Here is a 25,818-nt window from a genome sequence, read left to right on the forward strand (position 1 = left end):
CCTGCAGTGCAGGCAGCAGCGGCGCTCGGCGGCGGTCGTGCAGGCGCAGCGACGCGGACGCGGGCGGGATCAGCCCTGCGGGGGCGCCTGGCCGCGCTGGACGCGCAACCCGGGGGCCGCCGGCAGCGGTGTTGCCGGGGCGGAATCGATGGTGGGGACGACCTGCGGCGGCAGCTCGGCCAGGGTGGCCATCAGTACATCCAGCGACTCGGTCAGCGGCGGCGGTGGCAGGCGCGGCGGTGTGGCCGCCGGGCGCGCACTGGCCATCCGGCGTGGCTTGGCCGGTGCTTCTTCCTGCAGGCGATTCTCGCCGCCGGGACGTTCTTCGGCGGGCTGCTGCAGCACCAGCGCGGCGGTGCCGGGCAGGCGCTGTTCCAGCAGCGGCAGCGTGCCCAGCAACATCGAGAGCAGGGCCAGCCACGCCAACACCATCGCCAACGCCGGGCGCTGCCCGCGCATGGCGGGGGCAAAGCGGCGGTGGCGGTGGGGGTGGCGCAAGGTGATATCCCTGTCGGAGCACGCCAGCAGGTCTGGCGCCGCGGGGATTGTAGAGAGCGGTTGTAACAAACGCAAATGGGAATGATTTACAGCGTCAGGTCTCACTCCAGCGACGCAACAGGTTGTGATACACGCCGGTCAACTGCAGCACCGCCCCCGGATCGCCGCCGGTCACGCGCAGCGTCTCGATCGCGCCATCCATCTCCAGCAGCATCCGCCGTGCGCCATCGTCGCGGACCATGCTCTGTACCCAGAAGAACGACGCCAGCCGTGCGCCCTGCGTGACCGGGTTGACCTTGTGCAGGCTGCTGGACGGGTACAGCACCAGGTCGCCGGCCGGCAGTTTCACCTCATGCTCGCCGTAGGTATCACTGATGACCAGTTCGCCCCCTTCGTAGTCCTCCGGCGCATTGAGGAACAACGTGCATGACACGTCCGAGCGCAGGTGGCTGCGCACGCCCTGGCTGTCGGTGATCATCACCGCGCCATCCACATGGAAGCCATACTCGCCACCGCCCTGGTAACGGTTGAAACGCGGCGGAAGGATGCGCAGCGGCAGTGCGGCGGCGAAGAACAGCGGGTGCCGTTCCAGCGCCGCCAGCACGATCCTGCCCAGCTCGGCCTTCAGCGGTGAGGCGTCAGGCAACTGCTGGTTGCGCTTGACCTGCGCGCCCTGCACGCCCACGGTCTCGCGGCCGTCGGCCCAGTCTGCCGCGGCAAGCGCGCGCTGCAGGTGGGCCAGTTCGTCGGCGGTGAGGACATCGGGAACGTGCAGGAGCATGGCAGGGTCCTTGGTGGATCAGAAGCGGAAGTCCGCGCTGAACAGCACGCTGCGCGGGGCGCCCGGGGTGTAACGGTAGCCGCTCTTGTTGATCGCGGCCACATAGTCCTTGTCGAACAGGTTGTAGGCGTTCAATCGCAGCACCAGGTGCTCGTTGATTTCATACGAGGCCACTGCGTCGTACACCGTGTACGACTTGGTGAACGCCGGCGTGCCCACCGCGCCATCGGTACCGCGGTGCATGCGGCCGGCGTAACGCACGCCACCGCCCACGGTCAGGCCGAACGGGAAGGTGTAGCTGGTCCAGCTGGTGAAGGTCGCGCCCGGGGTGTAGGTCAGGTTGCGGGTGCCGTCGGCGGCCACGTTGGCGCCTTCCTCGACTTCGGTGTCCAGGTGGCTGTAGCCGGCCGACACCGACCAGTTGTCGGTGATGCGGCCCACCGTGGACACCTCGATGCCCTGCACCGACTTCTTGCCGGTCTGGGTCGGGTTGCCGGCATCGTCGAGCACCTGGGTGTTGATCTCGTTGCTGACTTCGGTCTTGAACAGCGCGACGTTGAAGGCCAGTGCATCGTCGAGGAAGGCCCACTTGGTGCCCACTTCAAGCGTCTTGGCCTTCTGCGGGTCCAGGCTGGGGTTGTCGGCGCTGCTGGCCGAGCTGCTCAGCTGGAAGTTGCTGCCGCCCGGGGGCTGCTGGGACAGCGCGTAGTTGCCGTACAGGCTGACGATGTCGCCGACCTTGTACACGGCGCCCAGTTTCCAGTTGAGCAGGGTGTCGGAATGCTCCAGCGACGGATTGGGAATCACCGTGCCCACCGGGTTGCTGCCGCACGCCGGGCCGCGCCCGCCGCACACCACCGCGCTCTGATACTCGGTCTTGTAATGGTCCGCACGCAGGCCGGCGGTGACCAGGAAGCTGTCGGTGAAGTTCAGCGTATCGAACAGGTACACCGACGAGGTGGTGGTCTTGCCACGGCTGTCGGCACCGTTGTGTGCCCAGGTCAGGCCGGTGGCGTTCCAGTCCGGGTTGTACAGGTTGGCCGGCGACCAGGTGGTGCCGTTGGTGGCGGCCTGGCCGAAGCTCTTGAGTTCTTCGCGGGTGAACTCCACGCCGGTGCTCAGGTTGTGCACGATGGCGCCGGTGCTGACGTCCGCGCGCAGGTTGAGCTGGTCGGTGAGGATGGTGTTCTGCTGGTCCTTGAAGGTCGGCAGGCTGCGCGCGATGGTGTAGGTGTCCAGGTTGTTGCGGTCGGTGTAGCGGATGTTGCCGGTCGGCGCACCGTTGGCGCCGCGCGTGCCGGTGCCCATGAAGGCGGTGAGCATGTAGTCCTGGTCGGTACGGCCCCAGCGGGCCGTGTTGGTCAGGCGCACGCTGTCGCTGAAGTCATGTTCGATGCGGAAGGTGGCCATCTTCGCGGTGACGTCGTCATGGTCGGCGCGGGTGCCGTAGAAGTTCTCCGGGTTCACCGGATGGCCAGCCAGCGGTTCCAGCGTGGGCTGCGGGGTCCAGCCGGGCAGGCCCAGCGTCGGCACGCCGCCATCGGGCACGTTCTGCTGGTCCACATAGAGCAGGTTGAGGATGTAGCGGGTGTTGGTGCCCAGCCCGAACGCCAGCGACGGCGCGATGCCCCAGCGCGAGTTGTTCACGTGGTCGCGGCCGGGCTGGTCGCTGTCCTGCCACATGGCATTCAGGCGCAGCGCGCTGGTGGCGCCGAGGGACTGGTTCCAGTCGGCCGACGCGCGCTGCTGGCTGTCGCTGCCGACCGACACGGTGCCGCTCACCGCGTCATGCAGGTTGGCCTGCTTGCTCACCATGTTGATCGAACCGGTGGGCGCGGAGCGGCCGTTGTCGGTGCCGGCCGGGCCCTTGGACACCTCCACCTGCTCGGTGTTGAACACATCGCGCGAGATCGAGCCGACATCGCGCACGCCGTCCACGAAGATGTTGCTGGAGGTATCGAACCCGCGCATGAAGATGCTGTCGCCGGTGTTGGTGTTGCCGTTCTCGCCGACATAGAACGTACCCACGCCCGGGCTGTTGCGCAGCGCATCGGTCAGCGTGGTCGCGCCCTGCTGGGTGAACAGGTCGCGGCTGATGATCTGGATGGTCTGCGGCGTGTCCTGCAGGGACTGGGTGAACTTGGGCGAGGCGACCTTGTCGACCTTGAAGCCGCGGGCGGCCTGCACCTGCACCTGGTCCAGCGTGCGCGGGGAGTCACTGGCCGACTCGGCCTGGGCGGCCACCGGCAGGATGGCCAGGCTGAGGCCGGTGACGAGGCTGGCGGTGGCCAGGCTGGCGGCACTGCGGGCGGGGGAGGAATGCTTGCGGCTCTTGATCATGGTGGTGATGGACCTGGAAACGAGAAGAGGAATGCCATCGAGCGCGCACGGGTGGGGCGCGCACGCAGGGGCATGGACGGTCGAGCGAAAGAGATGCGATGTGCAGGGGGCGTTGGGCGCCCTGCGTGGCGAGGTGCCTGGGCAGCAGCGGTCAGGCGCGCGCGGGCGGCGCCTGCGACAGATGCGAACGCAGTGGGCGCGATCGGATGGCCGGCATGGCCCACGCGGCGGGTGACGCTGCGGTGCGCGTGCCTGCCATGCACGACGGAAGCGACGTGGCACGTTCGGCAGGGTCGGGTCGGCCGTTCTCGGCTTCCTTTTCCGCTGCGGCGCAGGCGTGGACGGCGACCGGGGCGCGGTCTGGTGCAGGTATGCCGGACACCTGCAGCGATTCGGCAGCGGCCATCGCGGCCACCGTTCCCGCACGATCCATCGAACCCGGCGAACTGCCCAGGCCACCCACCACGGCCAGCAGGCAGAGCAGCACCGCTGCGGTCACCAGCAATGGGGTCCAGCAGCGGTTGGCGGTGGCATCACTGGCGGCAGCCATGAGGCGGTAGTCGGTCAGGCCGGGAAGGCGAATACCGATAAATTAACAGAAACGATAATGATTCGCATCCGCCGCCGTGCGGCGGGAGTCACAGAACCGGCCAGGGGCCGATTCAAGTTTTCTATCGGCTCGGTGAGACTCAGTCGCGGTCGTCGCGGGTCCAGACGCCGTCGAACTCGCGCTTCACCGGGAACTTCGGCACCGCCGTATAGGCCGGGGCGCACAGGGCACGGCCATCGCGCACGTCAAAACGTGCGCTGTGGAGCACGCATTCGATGCTGCCTTCCTCGGTATCGAACGTGCCCGAGGACAGTTCGAATTCCTCGTGGGTGCACTGGTCTTCCAGGGCGAACAGCTCCCCGTCCAGGTTGAACACCACGATCGGCGTCCCGGTAACCTCGTCGAAGGTGCTCTTCATCTCGCCCGGCAGCAGTTCGGCCGTGGCGCAGACGAAGGTCCAGGTCTCGCTCATGCGTGGGCCGCCAGCGGCTTTTCCAGGATCTCGAAGCGCAGGTCGTCGCGCTTGGGAATGCCGAAGCGCTCGTCCCCGTACGGGAACGGCTTCTTGATGCCGGTGCGCTGGTAGCCACGGCGCTCGTAGAAGGCGATCAGCTCATCGCGGATGTCGATCACCGTCATCTGCATCACCGGCACGCCCCATTCGCGCGCGGCGTGGGCTTCGGCCGCGTCCATCACCTGCTTGCCGATGCCGCCGCCCTGCTGGGCCGGGTCCACCGAAAACATGCCGAAGTAGCCCTTGCCGTGGTCGTCGGCCACATGCGCGCAGGCCAGCAGTTGGCCGTCGCGTTCGGCCAGCAGGACGGTGCTGCGCGGGCGCTCGATATCGGCTTGCAGGCCGGTTGCGTCAATGCGCGCGCCGTCCAGCATGTCCGCTTCGGTGGTCCAGCCGGCGCGGCTGGCGTCGCCGCGGTAGGCCGAGGTGACCAGGGTGATCAGGGCGGGAATGTCGGCCAGCGTGGCCGCACGGAAGGTCAGGGTGCTCATGCCGTCATTCTAGAGCGGGGCGCCGGTGGCGGGTAGCAGTGACGTTGCCTATGTAATGCCGCTTTTTGATAGGAACGGTGCGTTGGCCGTGCGGATCGGGCACTGGCAGGATCGTGCGGCTATGAAGTCCACTCTCCTGTCCTGCGTGTTTCTGTTGGCGCTGCCCGGCTGCGGCGAAGGGCCCCCGACGGACGACCGTTACCTGTCGCCCCGCCAGTTGGCCGTGGTGACCGCCGCCGCCAAGGATGACAACCTGGTGGCGATCAAGCGGCTCATCGCGCACTACGAAGCCACCCCCGGCAATGACGTGCCGGCCGCGCGCTGGCGGCAGCGCGCGCGCGACCTGGGCGATGTCCAGGAGCTCTACTACCAGGCGGCGTCGCGTTTCGCTTCCGCGCGGGTGGCGGACAGTGCCGAGGTGCGCTTCCGTCTGCTGGCCGAAGCCCGGGACGCGGCCAAGCGCGCCTATGAGCGCGCGCCGGAGCATGCCAACCTGCTGCTGGTCGAACAGATCGAGCGCGAGATGCGCACGGCGCTGACCGAATAGCACGCCTGCGCGGGCGCTCAGCGGATGAAGAACTCCACCGGGAACGACAGTTCCACCGGTGCCGGCCGGTCGTCGGGCACGGCCGGCAACGGCGCGGCCCGGCGGAAGGTATCAAGCGCAGCCTGGTCCAACATCGCGTAGCCCGAGCTCTGCTCCACCGCCAGCGCAAGCAGCTGGCCATCGCGGGCCAGGCTCACCCGCACCTGCACGACGCCCTCATGGCGGCGCGCCCGCGCGGCGTGGGGGTAACGACGGAAGCGTTCCAGCCGCGCCATGACCCGGCCTTCCCAGCTGTCGCGGCCGGGCGTGGTCTCGCTGGGGCCGGGCGGCAGCGGTGGGCTGGGCGGCGAGGCGGCAACGGAGGCCTGCTGCTGCAGGGGCGCCGGCGAATCCGGCTTGGGCTGCGGCGGGGTCGGTGGCGGGATAACCAAGTGGGCCGTCTCGCGCGGCGGCGTCCTGGGCAGGTCGCGCGGGGGTTCGGGCTTTTGCCGTTGGAGCGTGGCCGCCTTGCTGGGGGTAGGCGCCACGATGTCTTCCAGCGGCACTTCCGGTGCTCGCGGCGGCAGCAGCACCAGCTGGGTGCGGTCGGCCGGCGGGGGCGGCAATACCGGCGCGCTGGCAACGTGGGTCCAGAGCAGCAGCGCGATGACGGCAGCGTGGGCCAGCGCGGTCAGGCTGCCAGCGAGCGTGCGCGCATGGCGTTCGGTGAACGAGGCGCGTGCCCGCGCACGGCCCGGGGCACCCTGGTGCGGGCCCTGCAGGTAAGCGTGCAGTGGTGGGGTGCTCGCGGCACTGGGGGCGACCGACGACATCCAGTGGCATTAATGAGAAGGGTTCTCATTATGGCATGCGCGATCCGCCGCATGGACGGTAAGAGCGCGCCTTCTGCGCACTTGGTGTCGTTTGCGTCAGTCGGTACCTCTGTCGCAGGGCTAATGTGTAGGGGAAGTCTTACAGCATCTCCGAGAGACGTCCTTGATTCTTTAAGGGTTTCTTCAACGTCCCGATTAATTCTGAGTGACCTATTGACTGGCAATCGGCGGGTACCGCATAACAGCTGCCTGCAAGACGTGTCGACGCTTCGGGGATTCGAAGGCGTGACACTCCGGAAACCTTTTCCTTTCCCTGCCCATGGGGAGGGCCGGAGCTGCGCGTTCGCGTCACTCGGTTGTACCTGCGTTACGCGTAAGCGTACCGACAACCTTGGACTGGGGAATGCAATTGACTGCGAACGACCGTTCCTGCCTGCGTGGGCCAATGGCCCGACTGGCGCATTTGATTGTTGCGGCGAGCGTGCTGGTACCGTTGGCCGCACAGGCGCAGATCGTGCCTACGTGGCGAGAGGAGTACGAGAAGCGCCTGAAGTACGGAGATCTGGTGGAGCCGCTGAAGGGCGACATCTTCGGTGAGAAGGTGAACCTGTATGACGGTTCCGTCAGCCTGGCGTCCACTGACATCTCAGTGCCCGGCAACAATGGGCTGTCGGTATCCCTTGGCAGGAACCTGGAGGATTTCTCCGGTAACGTGACCGAGAACCAGTTTGGCGACTGGTTGCTGGATGTGCCCTCGTTGTCCGGCGTTTACGGTGACCTTCCAGAGACGGCGCAAGGCGGCTACTGGACACCGAGTGCACGCTGTTCAACGGTAAGCGCGCCGCCGACACTCAAGGTCTGGAACTACCTGGGTACGCAGAAGATCAATTTTGACCCGCATACCTATTGGGAAGGCGTCCGCCTGACCATCCCCGGCGGCAATGGTGAAACAGTACTGGCCGGCAGCGGCGACGCTCGGCAGCCGGTGCCTCAGTTGGGCCAAGCCACTCCGTGGAACACCAAGGGCGGTTGGTTCTTTTCATGCTTGAGCGCGCTGAAAAGTGGCCAGCCGGGCGAAGGCTTTCTTGGCCACGCGCCCGACGGTACGAAGTACTACTTTGACTGGATGGTCGTACGAAGCAACAAGTCGGCGTCGCTGCAGCCCTTTGATACGGTCACGCATGCCATCCTTGATCGCAAGAAGGTCTATCTGTACCCCTCCCAGGTGGTGGACCGCTTCGGGAACTGGGTGCGCTACGAATGGAACGGCGGGAGACTGGAACGGATCTCGTCGAGTGACGGACGCAGCATCAGTCTGACCTTCGATTCCGCAGGCCGCATTGCAACCGCCGCCACCGCGAACCGCACCTGGACATATGGCTATTCGGCAGCAGGCAAGCTGCAGAGCGTCACGCTTCCGGACGGCACTTCGTGGGCCTACAACCTGCCGGGCGTGGTGGTCACCCATAAACGTCCTGAGTACACCGGGCAGAATCCAGCCGAGTACATGGACAACCCTGAGCTGTGCGCCAAGGTCAACAAGATCGTGCAGACGGAAGTGGCCGTCAGCATCACGCACCCTTCGGGCGCAGTCGGGACGTTTGCATTCCGCCCCTTCCGACATGGGCGCAAGAACGTACCGTTCGACTGTCAGACATCCGGCGACGAACAGTTGCTGGCAGATGGTTGGAACATGACCCCCATCTTCCGAGATGCCATGTCGCTGGTGACCAAGACCATCAGCGGTCCCGGCATGCCGACCGCGCAATGGACCTACCAGTACACCAACCTGGCGGGCCGCTATAACCGCGACATCACGCTGGCGGACTGGCCGTTGCTCCCCGCCGGTCAGTCGGAGCCGAAGATCACCATCGAAACGCTGCCCGATGGCGTGATCCGAACCCATGAGTTCGGCAAGGAGGTCGCGTACAACGACGGCTTGCTGTTGGCGACCACCACGACCATTGGCGGCACGGTCGTGCGGGTGGATCGTAACAACTATTATCCGGATGCCCTGCTGGCAACGGCACCATTTCCACGCGAGGCGGGACGCAACCTGAAGTATGGCGCCACCGAGCTGGGTGAACACCTGAACCGACCGGTGCAGAGCACGGCGATCAGCCAGGATGGCGTGAAGTTCACTCGTCAGGTCCAGGCGTTCGATTCATCGGTGCGCGAAGTGGACGTGGTCGAGTCCAACTCGGCTGGATTCAGTCGCAGCACCACTACCCAGTACTACGACAATCCGCAGCTGTGGTTGCGCGGCCAGACTGCCCGCACACTGCTGAACGGTGTTGAGCAGGCGCGTACCGAGTTCGATGCTGCCACTGGGTTGCCACTCCGCGCTTACTCCTTTGGTCAGCTGAAGCAGACGGTCAGCTATGCGGCCGATGGCACTGCCGCGACGTCAGCGGACGGACGTGGCAATGTAAGTTTCCTGTCGAACTGGAAGCGCGGCGTGCCTCAGTCGCTGCGCTTCCCCTCCACCCAGGAGGCGCCCAATGGTGCCACCCGGCTGGTTGAAGTCGACGACAACGGCTGGATCACCGCACTCACCGACGAAACGGGTGCCACTACCCGCTACGGTTACGACAGCATGGGCAGGCTGCTTTCGCAGCAGTTCCCAGAGAACGATACGGTCGCATGGAACTCGGCAGGTTTCAGTCTGCAGCGGCTGGCAGCCGCACAGTTCGGCGTGCCAGCCGGGGCGTGGAAGCATTCCAGGACCTTGGGAGGGCAGCGAACGGATACCTACCTGGACGCGATGTTCCGTCCCGTACTAGTTACGCAGAATGTTAACAACGCGTTGGACAGCGCCGTGGTGACGCGATACGACAGCAGTGGCCGCGCGGTGTTCGCCTCGTACCCGACGCGCCAGCTTTCGAACATCACCCAGTCGCTTACCGGTACCAGCACGCAGTACGACGCGCTCGGCCGCCCGACGATCGCGCGGCAGTCTTCTGAACTTGGAGACCTGGTAAGCGCGACGGACTACATCGGCAACCTGTCCGTGAGGACGACCAATCCTCGCGGCCTTGCCACCGTGACGCGGCACCTGACCTATGACCAGCCGACCTATGAGATGCCGCTGACCATCCAGCACCCTGAGGGCGTGGTTACCGAGATCCAGAGGGATTCACTGGGTAAGCCCTTGGCAATTACCCGGCGCAACGCAGACGGCAGCCAGACCCTGACCCGGCGCTACGTCTATGACGGCTATCAGCAGCTGTGCAAGACGATCGAACCGGAGACAGGGGCGACCGTGCAGAACTACGACGCAGCTGGCAACGTGGCCTGGTCGGCCTCAGGCACGGGGTTGACCAGCACGACCGACTGCAGCCGGACCGAGGCATTGGCCAGCGGCCGGGCGGTGACGCGCAGCTATGACGCGGTGAACCGTCTGTTCGAGCTCAAGTTTCCCGACGGCCGCGGCAACCAGAGCTGGTACTACACGCCAGATGGCCTGCCTGTGGAGGTGTACACCCGAAACGATCCCGCGATGTTGCCGGTGATCAACCGGTACTACTACAACCGGCGGCGCCTGCTGATAGGGGAGAGCATGGAGCACTCCAGTCTCGGAGCGCTCAGCTTCTTCTACCGGTACGACGCGAACGGCAACCTGGAAGGGCACACCTATCCCGACTGGCGCGACGTTGCCTACTCGCCCGACGCCATGGGGCGCACCACCCAGGTGGGTACGTACGCGCAGCAAGCCACCTACCACGCCAACGGCGCGCTGGCGGGCTTCACCTATGGCAATGGCATTGCCCACACCATGGTCCAGAATGCACGCGGACTCCCTGAGCGAAGCCGCGACGCAAACGCTGCTGGTGCCGTCCACGATGACAGCTACGACTACGACGCAAGCGGCAACGTGGTGGCCATCTCGGACGGACTGCCCGGCGCGCCCGGCAACCGGGACATGACCTACGACGGCCTGGATCGCCTGCGGAACGTAACTGCCCCGAGCTTTGGCAACGCGCTGTACGAATACGATGCGCTGGATAACCTGCGCAGAGCCAAGGTCGGTAGTCGCGACCGCACGCATTACTTCGATCCCGCCAACCGGCTGGTCAATGTGATGGATACGGCCAACGGCAGCACGGTGACCGGCTTGGGTTATGACGTGCAGGGCAACCTGTCTGTCCGCAACGGTCAGGCATTTGCGTTCGACTACGGCAACCGCCTTCGCAGCGTGGCAGAGGCGGAAAGCTACGAGTACGACGCCCACGGACGCCGGGTCAAGTCGCTCTCCGCATCGAGCGGTGCCATCTATTCGTTCTACGACAATGCCGGCGTCCTGCGCTTCCAGCGCAACGAGCGGACCGGCAAGCAGACTGACTACATGTATCTGTCTGGCAGCCTGGTCGCACAGGTCAACGGAGATGCCACGCCCAGCGTTCCGGTGCTCAGCGCGCCGGGCTACATCACGCAGGGAAGCGTGAGCCTCACGTGGACGGCTTCCGGTGGTGCGAACCGATACATACTGCAGCAGGCGACAGCCGGCAACTGGGTCGCGGTTTACAGCGGCAGCGCTCTTGCCTATACCGCGAGCGGACTCCAGACCGGAACCTATCAGTTCCGCGTGCAGGGGTGCCGTGAGGTCTGCGGTAGCTGGAGCAATATCGCCAGTGTCGCGGTCGACCTTCCGCCCGCGTCAGCACCTGCGTTGAGCCTTCCGGGTGTCGCTTACAACGGGAGCTATTCTGTCAGCTGGTCCGCGTCGGCAGGCACTACGGCTTATCAGCTTGAGGAAAGTGCCAACGGCGGGGGCTGGGCCCTGATCCACAACGCTGCGCCGCTCTCGGTAAGCATAGGCGGCAAGGCGGCAGGTACGTACAGCTATCGAGTGCGCGCCTGCAATCCAATCGGATGTACGGGATACAGCGCAACTGCATCTGTATCGGTCGTGTACCCGCCCGGCGCCGCGCCGGGGCTGAGCTTGCCTGCCCGCTCGGGGCCGGGCAGCATTGGTATTGGCTGGAATGGCATCGGTGGGGCAGACCGCTACACGCTGCAGGAAAGCGCCAATGGTGCCGGGTGGGTCACCCTGCTGGACGGCAATGCGACGTCATACGCTACCTCCGCACGCGGGGTAGGCACCTACGCATACCGTGTTGCGGCGTGCAACGGCGCCGGTTGTGGCGGTTGGTCTGGTACGGTAAGTGTGTCGGTCATTGCGGCGCCATCCCTGGAACCTGTGATCAGTGCCCCAGGGCTGGTGAACGTATCTACGTACAGCATCAGCTGGAGCGTGCCGGCCAACACAGAGAGCTTCGTGCTTCAGGAAAGCGCCAATGGCGGTGGTTGGATTACGGTCCAGGGCGGCGGGAGCAACTCGTTTGGCGCCAATCGAGGCAACGGCAGTTATGCTTACAGGGTGCAGGCATGCAACTTCGTCGGCTGCAGTCCGTTCTCAGGTATCGCAACCGTAACGGTCGTGTTGCCACCCGCTACGCCGGCATTCCACACGGCAACCTGGCTCTCCACAAAGAAGGCTCCCATCCGGGTTCAATGTGATGTCGGCTGGACAAGTGTTGCCGATGCCGCACGGTATGAGGTGGATTCGGGGGAAGGCACCGCTGTGTTCTACAACGGTGCCCAGACCTACATTTCCTCGAGCAACAGCACCTATTGCAAGAACAGCTATCGCGTTCGCTCGTGCAACGCTGGTGGCTGCTCGGGGTGGTCTGGCGCGTATCCGGTGACTCGTGGCGTGCTGAGTGACGACTGAGGATGACAGTCATGAACGAACTTAAAAAAGCATGCCGGGCCAGTGTCCTGGCCGTACTTTCAACACTGATGGTGAGCCAGCCGGCTATTGCGGTAGAGACGGTCGAATACATCCATACCGATGCGCTTGGGTCGCCGGTTGCTGTGACGGATGCTAGCGCGAATGTGATTAAGCGGACGATATACGAGCCATACGGGGCGGTGATTGATCGGCCGCTGAAAGATGGTCCTGGCTATGCCGGGCACGTCTTGGATGCTTCTACTGGCCTGAGTTACATGCAGCAGCGATACATGGACCCGGAGATCGGTGCTTTCCTGTCGGTTGACCCCGTGTCGGCAGCAAATGGAGGTGGGGATCAGTTCAACCGATACCGGTATGCGAATGGGAGTCCCTACCGCTTCACTGATCCTGACGGGAGGCAGAGTTGGGACGAATTTCAGACGGGGTTTGAAAACGGCACGCTCAACGCATCAAGGTATGAGCATGGTTTTCCTCTGCATGCGAACTGGAGCGAGCAGCTTGGATATGCTGCCGGTGCGGGGATCGTTCGCGGAGGACAATCACATGGTGGGTTGCGTGTGCCCGCGATGAGGATGCAGCCACCCAAGACGCCCTCGGTGGTCGTAGGCCCCGTCGGTAAGGTGGTGAAATCGCCCGATGCTAATCCGCAGGCGATGGTTGGCGAGCTTCCCAAGCCACCGACCGGACCGGGGGCGGTTCCAGTGGCTCAGCGAGACCCTCAGCGAAGGTTCTCCGAATCGGCGCGAGAATCGAAACGTGCAGAACAAGGTGGGCAATGCGGGACGAACTGCGGAACGTCGATTGATAAGAGCAACTCTGCGGGGCACCATATCAAACGACATGCCGATGGTGGCGCTACAACGTCAGACAACCACTCTGAAGTATGTCTGGATTGTCATGCACGATTGCATTACAAGGATTGATCATGAACGAAGTGCAGGTTGTGAAGGATGGAGAGAGAGAGTCGCGCGTCCCAAGCGTATGGCGCGCGACCCTTTCCTCAATTGTTGACGCGTTGGTCAAAGGAGATGAGCCTCAGCTGCCTCACGTTTCATTTCGCACGGCAGATACTTGGGGTCATATCAAGTCAAATCTTCAAGACTATGGTGCCCATCTGATTGGGCTGCCGGAAGAGTCGTGGGATTCATCCGTATGCATTTGGGTCGGAGAGTTTTGGGAGGTATTGGTGGATCTATACACCGAGGAGGAGGGGCGGAGCGATCTTGTCCTTCAAGTGCATGTCCGGGGAGACCAAAACGGTTTCATGTACGAGGTCATTCTCGTCTATGTTCCTTAATGGATGAGCTCGTCCGGTTCTTCGGCGCCGATTAGGAGTCAAAGGTGCTTAAGGTACCATAGGCGGCCCGTCGCCCCGAGTTGAGTGGAGTGCGGGCTAACGATGCTCTTTGTGATGGTCGGGGCGGCAGCCATCTCGAGGGACGGCCGACGGCCGGCTTTACCGGACGTCGGTTGATGATGGGGTGCGGGATGGGGTTGGGTTGGCGCACGCCCAACGGTCGTGCGCTACCGCGGGGGGGGCGGTTTCAGCCGAGGAGTTTGCGGACTTTGTTAAGCGCTGCGATGAAGCGCTCGAGACGGACAAGGCAGTCGAGGGGACACGCCTAGGCCGAAATACAAACAAGCTACCTGCAGATCCATATGCAGCTGGGGCGCACTCCACCTTCAAGCGCGGAGAAGACGGGAACATCAGCAGTACCGCGACGTATGAGCCAAACTCAAACAACCCCAGTGGATTTCAAGAGGTCAAGCGTGTTGATGTGGCTGGAAAGGCGCACGCGAATCCTGACGGGTCAATTGTGCCGACACCCCACGTAAAGGATGCTGGGCAGAAGGGCGTCCGTCCGGCATTGCCGGAGGACCTTCCAAGAACAAGATGAGGTACAAGTGTGATGTCTGAGCTTCTGTTGTTGCAGAAATGGTATGCGCGGCAATGCGACGAAGATTGGGAGCATTCTTACGGCGTTAAAATAGATACGCTGGATAATCCGGGGTGGATGTTGACGGTTGACCTGGTCGACACCGAGCTGAGTGGAAGATCCTGGCCAAGGTCACGAATTGATCGGTCCGATATCGATTGGATACAGTGCGAAGTTTCGAGTGATACGTACATTGCCTGTGGGGGTGTGTTCAACCTTCAGGAAATGATTCGTCAGTTTCTGGAATTCGCCGGCGAGGAATGATGCCCGTAAAGGCCCGCGGTTCCCTCCGCCGCGTTGGTTTGGGAAGAGGGCGTAAGAATGCGGCTTAGACGATTGCGCACCCTGTCAACGCGGCGATGAAAGGCTAGGGTTGGGTGGGTGAATATGAAGTTGTGGCGATTCGGCACGTGTTTCGGCCGGCGTTTGGCCCCTAAGGAAAAGCCTTAGGGATTTCGTTTCAGGTCGTAGCAGCGCTGGAGGATCTAAGATTCAAGGTGAGTGATTTCAAAGGGGCGCGGCGTCGAAGGCCGTCTGGATACGAAGCGTCTGAGCCTTATCAACCCTGCCAGGTACTTGCTTTGCGAACTGTGCGGAGGCCGCAAGAAATGATCAGTTGGGAGTCTATATGGGCGAGTGAGTGTTTGCTGAGGCGCGGCGCCCACCGAGCATGCATTGTAGCGGTGCTCGCATTCAGTGCCAGCGCGTGTGGCTGGCTAACTGGCGCTGTGGTTACCGTCGAAAACGTTGGAGCTCATCGGTTGGATCAGATTCGATTGGAAGCAGGAGGTGGAAATGTCGAGATCAAGTCTCTCGATGCCGGTGAAAAAGTGTCGGTGAGGCCGGAGATCAAGGGTGACTCGTCTCTGCGAATCCATTACAGAGACAGTAACGAGGATGCAGTTTGCGATGGGGATGTGTATTTCACCAACAATCTCCGCGTGCGTGTGGAAGCTGAGATTGGAGGCGGAGTCTGTCGGGTGGTCGACGTAACTGACTGAGGGCGCCGTAAGAAGCTCAATGTGATGCAGAGGGTGGAGTAGCCGACTTCTAGTTACACTCTGAACAAGCAGCGACCGGTGGCTTATTGACCTCGCTCTACGTTGATGTCACATCAGCTTGATTCGAGGACGCTACGCGTGGAGAGAAAAAGCTGGGATGAGGTGCGTAAGCGGCGAATGTTGCTGGCCGATGAGAGGGAGCGTGCGCATCTGCGGCTACGCCACGGCGCTGCTCTGGTCCAGGCTATCAATGAAGCGGCCTCATGTAGCCTGCGTATCGAGGACTTCCGGCCCAGGTCATTTGACCGGGACATTGTGTGGCCGCAGGATATTCGCGATGCCCCGGGTCTCGTTCGAGCCTATGTCGGCCTGGCCGAAGCACTCAGGATCATGCGCTGCGTCGAGCGCAGGCTGGGTCCCCTTGAGGGCGAGATTGGCTTTCATGAGAAGGACTATCTTGGATTCGCGCCCGTGAGCGGGTTTGCCGTCACCTCCATGGTGGCGGTTGCGGCCTCCACTGGTGATTCGGCCCTGTTCCACTCTGAAGCTGCTGGGGTCGTGATACTCGTGGACTGCTATGGATACAATGCCGAAGAACAGTTCAGCGTGGTGATCCAGGGAGCAGGGGTGCCGCCAGACCTTAACCTAGAGCCCGACCGATGACCTTGGACGGAATGGCTTATCACTTCCCGGAAGCCCTTTGGCTCTCCCCGACGGCTGCTTGGCTGAACTTCATCGAGTCCATCGTATTGCCGACGATGCCCCCTGATCTGCCCTTCGCGATCCAGGGCTGGGCTGGAATGGCCTTTGACCGAACTTCCTATGAGGATCTGGCACCGGATAACGTGTGGGAATGCTGGATGGCGGTGCACAACCAGGCGGCCGGGTATCCTTCGGGACTCGGTGCAGTCAGATACAGGAACGCCTCTGATCTGTTGAGCGGCGTCCACATCAAGCCGGATATGGAATCCATTCGCACGTACTGGGATGAGAATTACAGTTTCCTGCGCGACCACTATGTCTTCTCTCTCGACCAGCAATGGATCATTCGACTGGATCAGGATACGACACTGTTCCTGGGAAAATTGGACTTCATGCGATCCGTGGTGGACAGGTTGGGCGGGGTGGCGGAAGTCAGGAAGATGATGGACGACGATTTCATCGGTGATGCAGACGATGTGGTCGGTCTCGGTACCTACATTGATGGGCTGCTTGCGCCGCTGTGATAGTCAGGGACGACCAATGAGAAAGGTCCATCAAAAATTCATGATCGGGGTTCGCCTCTTTGAGGAAGGACATATGGCTCAGGCGCTTGCGCTTGCAAAGGAACTGGTCAGATCCGAAGACGAGATGGATCGCCACGACGGGTACTCGTGTCGTGTCTTGGTCTTCGAAGACGGTGGTCTATGCTCGGGCCTCACCGGACTGTCCGATGTGCGAACGTCGCGGCGCATGAAAGTGTCGCCAGCGGCAGCTGCAATTGAGGGCAGCGTTGATGAAGCTCTCTGATATTCCCGATCTGGAACAAGCGGCAATCAAGTATCTGCTTGAGGCTGAGGGTATACCGGAAGAACTCAGTGCTCAATTGGGCCGCGTCATTGCTACTGTGCGAACGGAAAGTCGAGTGGGCGTGTACGTCGACTTTATTCTGGGGGACGACGCGATCCCGCTTTCAGGTGAGGCGGACTTTGAGATTGAGGGTCTGTCGGCTACAGGGGCAGATGGTTTTGGAGTCGAGTTCATTCTGTTCGTGCGAGGTGGCTTTCTCTCCTTCTTGGAGGTATACACTGTGCTCGCTGAACTTCCAGGCTACGCATCACTCACGCTCACCTCCAGTGTCGAGGTAAGGGTTCGCTGTTGACCGGTCACGGCTTGGACACTAAGTCATGAATTGGAAGCACGTTTTCAGTTCTATTGCTCCTCTCGCTACCTGCATCGCCCTGATGTTTTCGATGGGTCGCGCGCCAGCTGCAGAGGTTGCCAACTATGCAGGCTTGGTCAGCGGTTCTCACTCTTCGAACGCTTTCGTTCCTGAATTCAGGAGATGCATTCGACACTGGGAAGAGACGCGCGTGCACCGGGTAGAGTTGTCCGACCGTTCTGCGCGTAATTCCGGTGCCGTGCTCCTTGAGATCGGGAGTGCTGGGTTCCCGAACTATGGTTACGTTCGTGTGGATGGCACTCTGATGAAGAGTAGTTTCGGGCCTGAGCGTGACCTGGGGGCCACACCGCTCGGTCGACATCTCATCAGCTTGTATGCCGACGCGGCTGAGTTGCCGAAGCAGCACACGGGAGGTGAGATGGACGATGGTGAGTGCTATTTTCTTACGGTGTTCGTGCGTGGCAAGACCAGTACTGCGGTTGCCTATGGAGCTGCGGATTCTTTGGGTGTCGATTCATTGATCAAGGAACTCGTTGAATCTGCATCCCGTCCGTAGCTCAGCTGAATGGCGCTCAGCCAATCATAAAGGTGAATGCGCGCGGCTTGGAGGGCATTGAGCTTCGAAGGTTTACGTATGTGGCGCACGACCAACGGTCGTGCGCTACCGGCTCGATGTAAAGGGTCCGCGCCATGCAAAACGCCGCGGTTGTCCGCGGCGTCTTGTTGTCAGCGTAGGAGGCAGGCGTCAGCCCAGCAACTTGCGCACCTTGTTCAACGCCGCAATGAACCGCTCGATCTCCGCATGCGTGTTGTAGAACGCGAGAGACGCGCGGCAGGTGGCCGCCACGCCGTAGTACTGCAGCAGCGGGTGCGCGCAGTGCTGGCCGGAGCGGATGGCGACGCCTTCCAGATCCAGCAGGGTGGCCAGGTCGTGCGCATGCGCGCCTTCGATCAGGAAAGAAACCACTGCCGCCTTGTCCGGGGTGGTGCCGAAGATACGCAGGCCGTCGATCTTGTTCAGTTCTTCGGTGAAGTGCGCCAGCAGCTCGCTTTCACGCGCTTCCACGTGTTCCAGACCGAGTGATTCGAGGTAGTCCACCGCCACGCCGAGGCCGATGAAGCCGGCGATGTTGGGGGTGCCGGCCTCGAACTTGTGCGGGGCGTCGTTGAACACGGTGCCTTCGAAGCTCACTTCCTTGATCATCTCGCCGCCACCGAGGAACGGCGGCATGGCATCGAGATGCTCGCGCTTCGCCCACAGTGCGCCGGTGCCGGTAGGACCGCACATCTTGTGGCCGGTGATGGCGTAGAAATCGCAGCCGATGGCGGCAATGTCGACCTTGCGGTGCGGCACGGCCTGTGAGCCGTCCACCACGGTGATGATGCCGCGCTTGCGCGCTTCCCGGCAGATCTCGCGCATCGGGTTGACCGTGCCCAGCACGTTGGAGACGTGGGCCACGGCAAGCAGCTTGACCTCGGGAGTCATGGCCTTGCGCAGGGCGTCCAGGTCCAGCGCACCCTCCGGCGTGATCTCGGCCACACGGATGGTGGCGCCGGTGCGCTGGGCGACCAGTTGCCACGGCACGATGTTGGCGTGGTGTTCCATGCGCGAGACGAGGATGACATCGCCGGCCTTCAGCCGCGGCAGGGCCCACGAATAGGCCACCAGGTTGATGGCGAAGGTGGTGCCGCTGCACAGGATGAGTTCGCTGGCGCGCACGTTGAGGAAGCGCGCCAGCTTGCTGCGTGCGCCTTCGTAGGCGTCGGTGGCCTCGGTGCCCAGCGCGTGCACGGCGCGGCTGACGTTGGCGTTGTAGCGGCGGTAGAACTCATCCACCGCGCCGATCACCTGCACCGGCTTCTGGCCGGTGTTGGCGTTGTCGAAGTACACCAGCGGCTTGCCGTGCACTTCCCGCATCAGCAGCGGGAAGTCCAGGCGCACGCGGTCCCAGTCGGGAGCGGCGGCCGTGTCGGCCACCGGGCGCGGGGTGGAGAGGTTCATGCCACGCCTGCCTTGGCCAGCGCGAGGTCCAGCTGGCGGCGCAGCTGTTCGGTCAGGCGCGCGTCGAGTACGTTCAGCGGCTCGTGGCAGAACGCGGCGCTGAGCAGCTGCTGCGCCTGCTGGGCCGGCAGGCCGCGCGAGCGCAGGTAGAACAGGGCGTTGGCATCGAGCTGGCCGACGGTGGCGCCGTGTGCGGCCTTCACCTCATCGGCGTCGATCACCAGCGTGGGCTGGGTATCGATTTCGGCGTCGGCCGAGAGCAGCAGGTTCTTGTTGGAGAGGTTGGCGTCGGTGCCATCGGCGCCGGCACGGATGTGGATGCCGCCGTGGAAGACCACGCGGCTGCGGTTGGCGGCCACGCCGCGCCACACCATTTCCGAGGCGGTATCGCGCGCGATGTGTTCGATGCCCAGGCGGGTATCGACATGGCGGCGGCCGTTGCCGAGCAGCACGCCGTTGGCGGTCAGCTGGGCGTTGTCGCCTTCCAGGCGCACGTTGAGTTCGTGGCGGCTGAGCGCGGCGCCCAGCTCCAGGTCCACGCGGCGGTACTGCGCGTTGCGGGCCAGCACGGCATCGGTGCGCAGCAGGGCGGTGGCGCGGCTGCCATCGGCCTGCACGCGGGCGTGCGAGAGCACGGCGTCCTGGGCCAGGTGCACGTGCACCAGGGTGTTGCCCAAATGCGCGGCGTCGCCGGCATCCAGGTGATGCTCGACCACGCCGAGCGCGGCGCCGGCGCGCAGTTCGATCAGATGGCGGTGATGCCAGGCCAGGTCGCTGCCACCGGCGGCGCTGATGAAGACCAGCTGCAGCGGGGCTTCAACCTGCACGCCGTCGTCCACGCGCACCAGCACGCCTTCGTCGGCGAGGGCGGCGTTGAGGCGGGCGAAGACTTCTTCGCTGCGCTCGAAGCGGCGGCCCAGGAAGCGCAGGGCTTCCTCGCCGGCAGCCAGCGCCGAGGACAGGGTCTGCACCTGCACGCCGGCCGGCAGCGCCGACACATCGCTGTGCGCGGCGGACGGGCGGCCGTTGACGAACACCAGCCGCGGCGACGGAATGTCGGCCAGCAGGGCAGGGTCGATCTCGGGCGCGGCCAGCGGCGCGGGCTGGAAGGAACGGCGTTCGAGCTGGCGCAGCGAGGTGTATTTCCAGGCTTCGCTGCGCGGGCCGGGCAGGCCGGCCTGCAGGGCGGCGTCGAGCTCGGCGCGGCGGGCGTCGCTGCCGCAGAAGCCGGCGGCGAGGGAATCGAGCAGGGCGCTCATCAGACCGCTGCCTCCGGCACCACGCGGTCCTTCAGGAAGTGGTAGCCATGGGCTTCCAGTTCCAGGGCCAGTTCGGGGCCGCCGCTCTGCACGATCTTGCCGTCAGCCAACACGTGCACCACGTCCGGCTTGATGTAATCGAGCAGGCGCTGGTAGTGGGTGATGACCAGGAAGGAACGGTCCGGCGAGCGCAGCGCATTGACGCCGTCGGCCACGCTCTTGAGCGCGTCGATGTCCAGGCCGCTGTCGGTCTCGTCCAGGATCGCCAGCTTCGGCTCGAGCACGGCCAGCTGGAAGATCTCGTTGCGCTTCTTCTCGCCACCGGAGAAGCCTTCGTTGACGCCACGGTGCAGCAGCTCATCCTTCAGGTGCAGCACGGCCAGCTTCTGGCGCACCAGCTTGAGGAACTGCATGGAATCGAGCTCTTCCTCGCCGCGCGCCTTGCGCTGGGCGTTGAGCGCGGCGCGCAGGAAGTAGGTGTTGTTCACGCCGGGGATTTCCACCGGGTACTGGAAGGCCAGGAACAGGCCGGCGGCGGCGCGTTCTTCCGGCGCCAGCTCCAGCAGGTCGCGGCCTTCGAACTGCACGCCGCCTTCGCTGACGTCATAGCCTTCGCGGCCGGCCAGCACGTTGCCCAGCGTGGACTTGCCCGCGCCGTTGGGGCCCATGATGGCGTGCACCTGGCCCGGCTTCACGTCCAGCGACAGGCCCTTGAGGATTTCCTTGTCGCCGATGCGGGCGTGGAGGTTGTCAATCTTCAGCATGATACGAATCCAGTAGTGCCACGCCATGCGTGGCAAAAAAATCAAACGAAGGCGCGACCGGTCAGCCCACGGAACCTTCAAGGGAGACTTCCAACAGCTTCTTGGCTTCCACCGCGAACTCCATCGGCAGCTCGCGGAACACCTGCTTGCAGAAGCCATCCACGATCATCGAGACCGCGTTTTCCTGGTCGATGCCACGCGCGCGGCAATAGAACATCTGGTCATCGGAAATCTTCGACGTGGTGGCTTCGTGCTCCACCGTCGCGCTCGGGTTCTTCACCTCGATGTACGGGAAGGTGTGCGCGCAGGAGGTCTTGCCGATCAGCAGCGAATCGCACTGGGTGTAGTTGCGCGCGCCATCGGCATTGCGGTCCACCTTGACCAGGCCACGGTAGGTGTTCTGGCCACGGCCGGCGCTGATGCCCTTACTGACGATCTTGCTCTTGGTGCGCTTGCCGATGTGGATCATCTTGGTGCCGGTGTCGGCCTGCTGGCGGTGGTGGGTCAGCGCCACGGAGTGGAACTCGCCCACCGAGTCATCGCCCAGCAGCACGCAGGACGGGTACTTCCAGGTGATCGCCGAACCGGTTTCGACCTGGGTCCAGGTGACCTTGCTGCGCGCGCCTCGGCATTCGGCACGCTTGGTGACGAAGTTGTAGATGCCGCCCACGCCGTTCTCGTCGCCCGGGTACCAGTTCTGCACGGTCGAATACTTGATCTCGGCGTCTTCCAGCGCCACCAGTTCGACCACCGCGGCGTGCAGCTGGTTCTCATCGCGCATCGGCGCGGTGCAGCCTTCCAGGTAGGACACGTACGCCTTGTCCTCGCAGATGATCAGGGTGCGCTCGAACTGGCCGGTATGGCCGGCGTTGATGCGGAAGTAGGTGCTCAGTTCCATGGGGCAGCGCACGCCCTTGGGGATGAACACGAAGCTGCCATCGGAGAACACCGCCGAGTTCAGCGCGGCGAAGTAGTTGTCGCCCACCGGCACCACGCTGCCCAGGTACTGCTTCACCAGTTCCGGGTGTTCCTTGATGGCTTCGGACATGGAGCAGAAGATCACGCCTTTTTCGGCCAGTTCCTTGCGGAAGGTGGTGCCGACCGAGACCGAGTCGAACACTGCGTCCACGGCCACGCCTGCCAGCTTGGCGCGCTCGTGCAGCGGCACGCCCAGCTTGTCGTAGGTGTCCAGCAGTTCCTTGGGCACCTCATCCAGCGAGGCGTACTTCGGGCCCTTGGGCGCGGAGTAGTAGCTGAGCGCCTGCAGGTCGATCGCGGCGATCTGCAGCTTGGCCCAGTTCGGCATCGGCATGGTCAGGAAGTGGCGGTAGGCGTCCAGGCGCCACTGCGTCATCCATTCCGGCTCGTCCTTCTTGGCCGACAGGGCACGGATGGTGTCCTCGTCCAGGCCGGGCGGCAGCGAATCCGATTCGATGTCCGTGATGAAGCCGGCCGAATACTTGCGGCCGAGCTGCTCGTGGATCTCGCGGTTGGGGGTGTCGCCGGGGGCGACGGTGTCGAGGATATCGGTGGCCATGGGGGCTGCCTGTGGATCAGGAGACGACATCCGCCGCGATCACGCGGCGGGGGGCGTCAACAAGGGGAAGAGGGGGCAGGATCTGCGCCAGGGTGACCTTGCGCAGTGCGTCGGACACCACGTCGTTGATCATCCGCCAGCTGCTGCGCGCGCCGCACTGCAGCTCGCGTCCGCACTGGCTGTGGTCGTGCGCGCACTCGGTCAGGCCCAACGGGCCTTCCATGGCTTCGACGACCTCGAACAGGCTGATCTGGTCGGGGCGGCGGGTCAGCCGGTAGCCGCCGCGCACGCCGCGCAGGCCTTCCACCAGCCCGGCCTGGGCCAGGGGCTTGAGCAGCTTGCTGACGGTGGGCGGTTCGAGGCTGGCGAATTCGGCCAGTTCGGTCGCACTGAGGACCTCGCCCGGGCGAGCGGCAAGGACGGTCAGGACGACGGTGGCGTAATCGGTAAGCTTGGTGACGCGGAGCATGGGGAGGGCAGAACCATAAAGCGGACTGAAATTGTACGCTTTTATGCCCGGGCATCCAACCCGTCCTGTTCAGCTGCTCGACGCGGGGCGCCAGCAGGGGCGCGGTGCAGACGTGGTTGGGCAATCACAAAGATTAAGCGAGAATCGACCATCCCAACGTAATGGCCAGCCACATGCCCAAGAAGATCCAAGCCCGCAAGTCGACCATTCACGGCAATGGCGTGTTCGCGCTGGCGCCGCTCAAGAAGGGCGAGCGGGTGATCCAGTACAAGGGGCTGCTGCGCAGCCACGCCGATGTGGATGCCGATGATACCGGGGATGTGGAGAGCGGTCACACCTTCCTGTTCACCCTGAACGACGATTACGTCATCGATGCCAACTACAAGGGCAACGATGCGCGCTGGCTGAATCACAGCTGCGACCCCAACTGCGAGGCCGTGATCGAGGAAGCGGAGGGCGACAACCGCCGCGAGGACAAGGTGTTCATCGAGGCGATCAAGGACATCAAGCCGGGCGACGAGCTGACCTACAACTACGGCATCACCCTGGCCGAGCGTCACACCGCACGGTTGAAGAAGATCTGGGAATGCCGCTGCGGCTCGAAGAAGTGCACCGGGACGATGTTGCAGCCCAAGCGGTAAAGCGCCCGCAGGCGCTTTACCGCGGTAGCACCCGACCGTTGGTCGGGTGACATTGCGTACCTACCAACGGTCGGTACCCACCGGCCACGCTACGTCCACATGCCAGTCACTCTCCGCCAATGCGCGGATCTGCATGGTAGGGGCTCACTTTTCGAAGGAGCCCCCACATGGCACATGATCTCAACGGCAAGCGCGTCGCCCTGCTCGCCACCGATGGATTCGAACAGTCCGAGCTGCAGGAACCCAAGCGCCTGCTGGAATCCTGGGGCGCCAAGGTCTCGGTCATCGCACCGGGTGACGCCAGCCAGATCCGGGGTTGGAAGGACAAGGACTGGGGCGACAGCGTGCCGGTGGACCAGTCGCTGGAAGGCGCCGACGCCGCCAGCTACGACGCGCTGGTGCTGCCGGGCGGGGTGATCAACCCCGACAAGCTGCGCACCCAGGCGCCGGCAGTGGCGTTCATCAAGGCGTTTGCGGCGGCCGGCAAGCCGGTCGCGGCGATCTGCCACGGCCCCTGGCTGCTGGTGGAATCCGGCTTGGCCAAGGGTCGCAACGTGACCTCGTGGCCGTCGCTGAAAAGCGATCTCGCCAATGCCGGCGCGCAGTGGACCGATGCGGAAGTGGTGGTGGACAACGGGGTGATCACCAGCCGGAAGCCGGACGATATTCCGGCGTTTTCCGAGGCCGTGGCGAAGGCGCTGGTTGGATGAACGAAGGGGTGGAGCCGGGCCGTGCCCGGTTCCACGCCAGCCGGGCAGGGTCCGGTTTACCGGCCGAGGACGCCAGCGGGGACCAGCGTGCCGAGGTCCTGGTTGAAGGTGACCACCAGCTTGCCGTTCTGCACCTGGGCCGACTGCACCTGCAGCGCGCCAAGCATCGCGCCGACCGTCGGGTCGATCTTGTAGATCGGCTCACGGCGGGCGTAATCGACCAGGAACGCGTTCAGCAGCTCGCGGGTGCGCGAGTCGAGCCTGCCGCCGTTGTTGGCGGGGGTGAAGTCGTCCACGGTCGGCTGGTCCAGGTGGAAACCTTGGGTCTGCGCGTCGTAGCGCAGGCCGCTGCTCAACTTGACCTTGCCAAGTGGCGCGGGCGCACCGCCGGCAGTCGCCAGCGCCACGTCAAAGCCCAGGTCGAGGCGGTTGCCCTGCGGGAGGGTCAGCTTGGGGTGGCTCATGGTCATCGCGATCAGGCCACCGAGAGCGTCCTGGGTGCGCGGGAAGCTGCCGTCCAGATACTGCTGGACATCCGTGGCACCGACAGACAGTTCGCGGCCGGAAATGCTCGGCGCGGCCTGTGCGGCGACGGCGGCAGCAATGAGGACGGTGCAGGCGGCGAAGCGGGTCAACAGGGGGCGTAGCGTCATGATCGGCAGGCGCGGCAGGGAGGTGGTGACACCATAGCGCGTCGGCCTGAATCAGCGCTTCATGAGCGTGGACACCCGGACCGATGGTGCCTCCCCCGGAGCGCAGCGCTCTGGTCGGCGTGTCACTGCAGGCTGGGCTGCAATGAAGCGCTCAGGATTTCCCAGCCGCTCCCATCCGGGCGCGGTTGCAGCCGGTACCAGCCCTCGTATCTGAACGTGCCATCAGCGGTGATGGCACGGACGCGCACAGGTACCTCGCGCAGGCGCGAGGGCTGCGCGGTGTCGCGGGCGATGGGGCTTTCGGTATCCACGCGCAGGCTGCGCAGCTGCGGGATCGAGCGCAGCACGGCATCGTCCGGGCGCGACGAGGTTCGTCCGCCCGTCCAGTAGGCATCGGACGCGCTGCGGTCCTTGCCCAGCAGGGCATAGATGTAGTTGCGAACCGTGATCGACTCACTCGGCGCGTCGGGTGCCACCGCGCTGAGGGCCGGCGGGGTTGTGGCCGTCATCCCCTGCGACGCGGCTGCGCTGACATCAATGGGCGCCGGGGCCGGCGCCGAGGCGCTGGCCGCCAGCGCGTGCTCAGGCTCAGCATCGCGCTGGCAGGAACAGCTTCCCAGCAGCAGCGGTAACAGGATCAAGGCTCGACGCATGATTCACTCTCCCCAGAGGAAG

Annotated in this window: 25 protein-coding genes; 11 read left to right on the plus strand and 14 right to left on the minus strand. The window is 64.0% G+C overall.

Annotated elements, in window-relative coordinates; all coding sequences use genetic code 11:
* Positions 1–69: 69 nt before the first annotated feature.
* The 6 genes from AC06E7_RS09700 to AC06E7_RS09725 all read right to left on the minus strand — a co-directional run bounded on the left by AC06E7_RS09700 (position 70) and on the right by AC06E7_RS09725 (position 5,174).
* Complete coding sequence (locus tag AC06E7_RS09700) at positions 70–498, minus strand: hypothetical protein (protein ID WP_478064354.1); 429 nt, start codon at positions 496–498, stop codon at positions 70–72.
* Between the two features lie 94 nt (positions 499–592).
* Complete coding sequence (locus tag AC06E7_RS09705) at positions 593–1,279, minus strand: Fe2+-dependent dioxygenase (protein WP_095363750.1); 687 nt, start codon at positions 1,277–1,279, stop codon at positions 593–595.
* A gap of 18 nt (positions 1,280–1,297) precedes the next feature.
* Positions 1,298–3,628, minus strand: coding sequence for a catecholate siderophore receptor Fiu (locus AC06E7_RS09710; RefSeq protein WP_478064615.1), 2,331 nt, complete (start codon positions 3,626–3,628; stop codon positions 1,298–1,300).
* Between the two features lie 142 nt (positions 3,629–3,770).
* Entirely contained in the window at positions 3,771–4,169 is a 399-nt protein-coding gene (locus tag AC06E7_RS09715; RefSeq protein WP_478064356.1) for a hypothetical protein, read from the minus strand.
* Positions 4,170–4,308: 139 nt separating this feature from the next.
* Positions 4,309–4,641 carry a non-heme iron oxygenase ferredoxin subunit gene (locus AC06E7_RS09720; RefSeq protein ID WP_068849893.1) on the minus strand — a complete coding sequence of 111 codons (333 nt, stop codon included), beginning with the start codon at positions 4,639–4,641 and terminating at the stop codon, positions 4,309–4,311.
* A complete protein-coding gene (locus AC06E7_RS09725) occupies positions 4,638–5,174 on the minus strand; it encodes a GNAT family N-acetyltransferase (protein ID WP_095363751.1) in 537 nt (178 codons plus the stop codon). The genes AC06E7_RS09720 and AC06E7_RS09725 overlap by 4 nt, the downstream gene beginning before the upstream one ends.
* A gap of 121 nt (positions 5,175–5,295) precedes the next feature.
* Between AC06E7_RS09725 and AC06E7_RS09730 the strand changes: the two genes are divergently transcribed.
* Positions 5,296–5,721, plus strand: a complete 426-nt coding sequence (locus AC06E7_RS09730) for a hypothetical protein (RefSeq protein ID WP_478064358.1) — start codon at positions 5,296–5,298, stop codon at positions 5,719–5,721.
* 17 nt (positions 5,722–5,738) lie between these two features.
* Here AC06E7_RS09730 and AC06E7_RS09735 read toward each other — a convergent pair whose 3' ends face one another.
* Positions 5,739–6,533: an energy transducer TonB gene (locus AC06E7_RS09735; protein WP_478064360.1), complete on the minus strand. Its 795-nt coding sequence runs from the start codon at positions 6,531–6,533 to the stop codon at positions 5,739–5,741.
* Between the two features lie 403 nt (positions 6,534–6,936).
* Between AC06E7_RS09735 and AC06E7_RS09740 the strand changes: the two genes are divergently transcribed.
* The 8 genes from AC06E7_RS09740 to AC06E7_RS09775 all read left to right on the plus strand — a co-directional run bounded on the left by AC06E7_RS09740 (position 6,937) and on the right by AC06E7_RS09775 (position 17,664).
* A complete protein-coding gene (locus AC06E7_RS09740; protein WP_478064361.1) occupies positions 6,937–12,267 on the plus strand; it encodes a wall-associated protein in 5,331 nt (1,776 codons plus the stop codon).
* A gap of 11 nt (positions 12,268–12,278) precedes the next feature.
* Positions 12,279–13,211: an RHS repeat-associated core domain-containing protein gene (locus AC06E7_RS09745; protein WP_478064363.1), complete on the plus strand. Its 933-nt coding sequence runs from the start codon at positions 12,279–12,281 to the stop codon at positions 13,209–13,211.
* 2 nt (positions 13,212–13,213) lie between these two features.
* The gene (locus tag AC06E7_RS09750) at positions 13,214–13,585 is read left to right on the plus strand and encodes a DUF7668 domain-containing protein (RefSeq protein WP_478064365.1); all 372 of its coding nucleotides are present in this window, start codon (positions 13,214–13,216) and stop codon (positions 13,583–13,585) included.
* A 613-nt stretch (positions 13,586–14,198) separates the two neighbouring features.
* On the plus strand, positions 14,199–14,489 hold the full coding sequence (locus AC06E7_RS09755) for an immunity 53 family protein (RefSeq protein ID WP_478064367.1): 291 nt from the start codon (positions 14,199–14,201) through the stop codon (positions 14,487–14,489).
* Positions 14,490–15,403: 914 nt separating this feature from the next.
* Positions 15,404–15,889, plus strand: a complete 486-nt coding sequence (locus AC06E7_RS09760) for a hypothetical protein (protein ID WP_478064369.1) — start codon at positions 15,404–15,406, stop codon at positions 15,887–15,889.
* A gap of 11 nt (positions 15,890–15,900) precedes the next feature.
* Positions 15,901–16,452, plus strand: coding sequence for a hypothetical protein (locus AC06E7_RS09765; RefSeq protein WP_478064371.1), 552 nt, complete (start codon positions 15,901–15,903; stop codon positions 16,450–16,452).
* A gap of 269 nt (positions 16,453–16,721) precedes the next feature.
* Positions 16,722–17,087 carry a hypothetical protein gene (locus tag AC06E7_RS09770; protein ID WP_478064372.1) on the plus strand — a complete coding sequence of 122 codons (366 nt, stop codon included), beginning with the start codon at positions 16,722–16,724 and terminating at the stop codon, positions 17,085–17,087.
* Between the two features lie 25 nt (positions 17,088–17,112).
* Entirely contained in the window at positions 17,113–17,664 is a 552-nt protein-coding gene (locus AC06E7_RS09775) for a hypothetical protein (protein WP_478064373.1), read from the plus strand.
* A 189-nt stretch (positions 17,665–17,853) separates the two neighbouring features.
* On the opposite strand, the gene AC06E7_RS09780 is transcribed toward AC06E7_RS09775, so the two are convergent.
* From AC06E7_RS09780 to AC06E7_RS09800, 5 genes are all read right to left on the minus strand, one after another.
* Positions 17,854–19,110, minus strand: coding sequence for a cysteine desulfurase (locus AC06E7_RS09780; RefSeq protein WP_478064374.1), 1,257 nt, complete (start codon positions 19,108–19,110; stop codon positions 17,854–17,856).
* Positions 19,107–20,369 (minus strand): Fe-S cluster assembly protein SufD, encoded by a 1,263-nt coding sequence (gene sufD, locus AC06E7_RS09785; RefSeq protein WP_478064376.1) that lies wholly within the window; start codon positions 20,367–20,369, stop codon positions 19,107–19,109. Before sufD ends, AC06E7_RS09780 begins: the two co-directional genes overlap by 4 nt.
* Positions 20,369–21,133, minus strand: a complete 765-nt coding sequence (sufC, locus tag AC06E7_RS09790; protein ID WP_068854574.1) for a Fe-S cluster assembly ATPase SufC — start codon at positions 21,131–21,133, stop codon at positions 20,369–20,371. The genes sufD and sufC overlap by 1 nt, the downstream gene beginning before the upstream one ends.
* Positions 21,134–21,194: 61 nt before the next feature.
* On the minus strand, positions 21,195–22,670 hold the full coding sequence (sufB, locus tag AC06E7_RS09795) for a Fe-S cluster assembly protein SufB (protein WP_478064378.1): 1,476 nt from the start codon (positions 22,668–22,670) through the stop codon (positions 21,195–21,197).
* Positions 22,671–22,686: 16 nt separating this feature from the next.
* Positions 22,687–23,139 carry an SUF system Fe-S cluster assembly regulator gene (locus tag AC06E7_RS09800; RefSeq protein WP_068849911.1) on the minus strand — a complete coding sequence of 151 codons (453 nt, stop codon included), beginning with the start codon at positions 23,137–23,139 and terminating at the stop codon, positions 22,687–22,689.
* Positions 23,140–23,312: 173 nt separating this feature from the next.
* Here AC06E7_RS09800 and AC06E7_RS09805 point away from each other — a divergent pair, with 173 nt between their 5' ends.
* Both AC06E7_RS09805 and AC06E7_RS09810 read left to right on the plus strand, forming a co-directional pair.
* Complete coding sequence (locus AC06E7_RS09805; RefSeq protein WP_068854575.1) at positions 23,313–23,780, plus strand: SET domain-containing protein; 468 nt, start codon at positions 23,313–23,315, stop codon at positions 23,778–23,780.
* Between the two features lie 167 nt (positions 23,781–23,947).
* A complete protein-coding gene (locus AC06E7_RS09810; protein WP_449325060.1) occupies positions 23,948–24,490 on the plus strand; it encodes a type 1 glutamine amidotransferase domain-containing protein in 543 nt (180 codons plus the stop codon).
* A 56-nt stretch (positions 24,491–24,546) separates the two neighbouring features.
* Here AC06E7_RS09810 and AC06E7_RS09815 read toward each other — a convergent pair whose 3' ends face one another.
* Together AC06E7_RS09815 and AC06E7_RS09820 are read right to left on the minus strand one after the other, a co-directional pair.
* A complete protein-coding gene (locus tag AC06E7_RS09815; protein WP_449325059.1) occupies positions 24,547–25,143 on the minus strand; it encodes a YceB family lipoprotein in 597 nt (198 codons plus the stop codon).
* 122 nt (positions 25,144–25,265) lie between these two features.
* Complete coding sequence (locus AC06E7_RS09820; RefSeq protein WP_478064381.1) at positions 25,266–25,796, minus strand: hypothetical protein; 531 nt, start codon at positions 25,794–25,796, stop codon at positions 25,266–25,268.
* Between the last annotated feature and the right edge of the window lie 22 nt (positions 25,797–25,818).

The organism is Stenotrophomonas sp. Steno-Z4 (assembly GCF_056393145.1).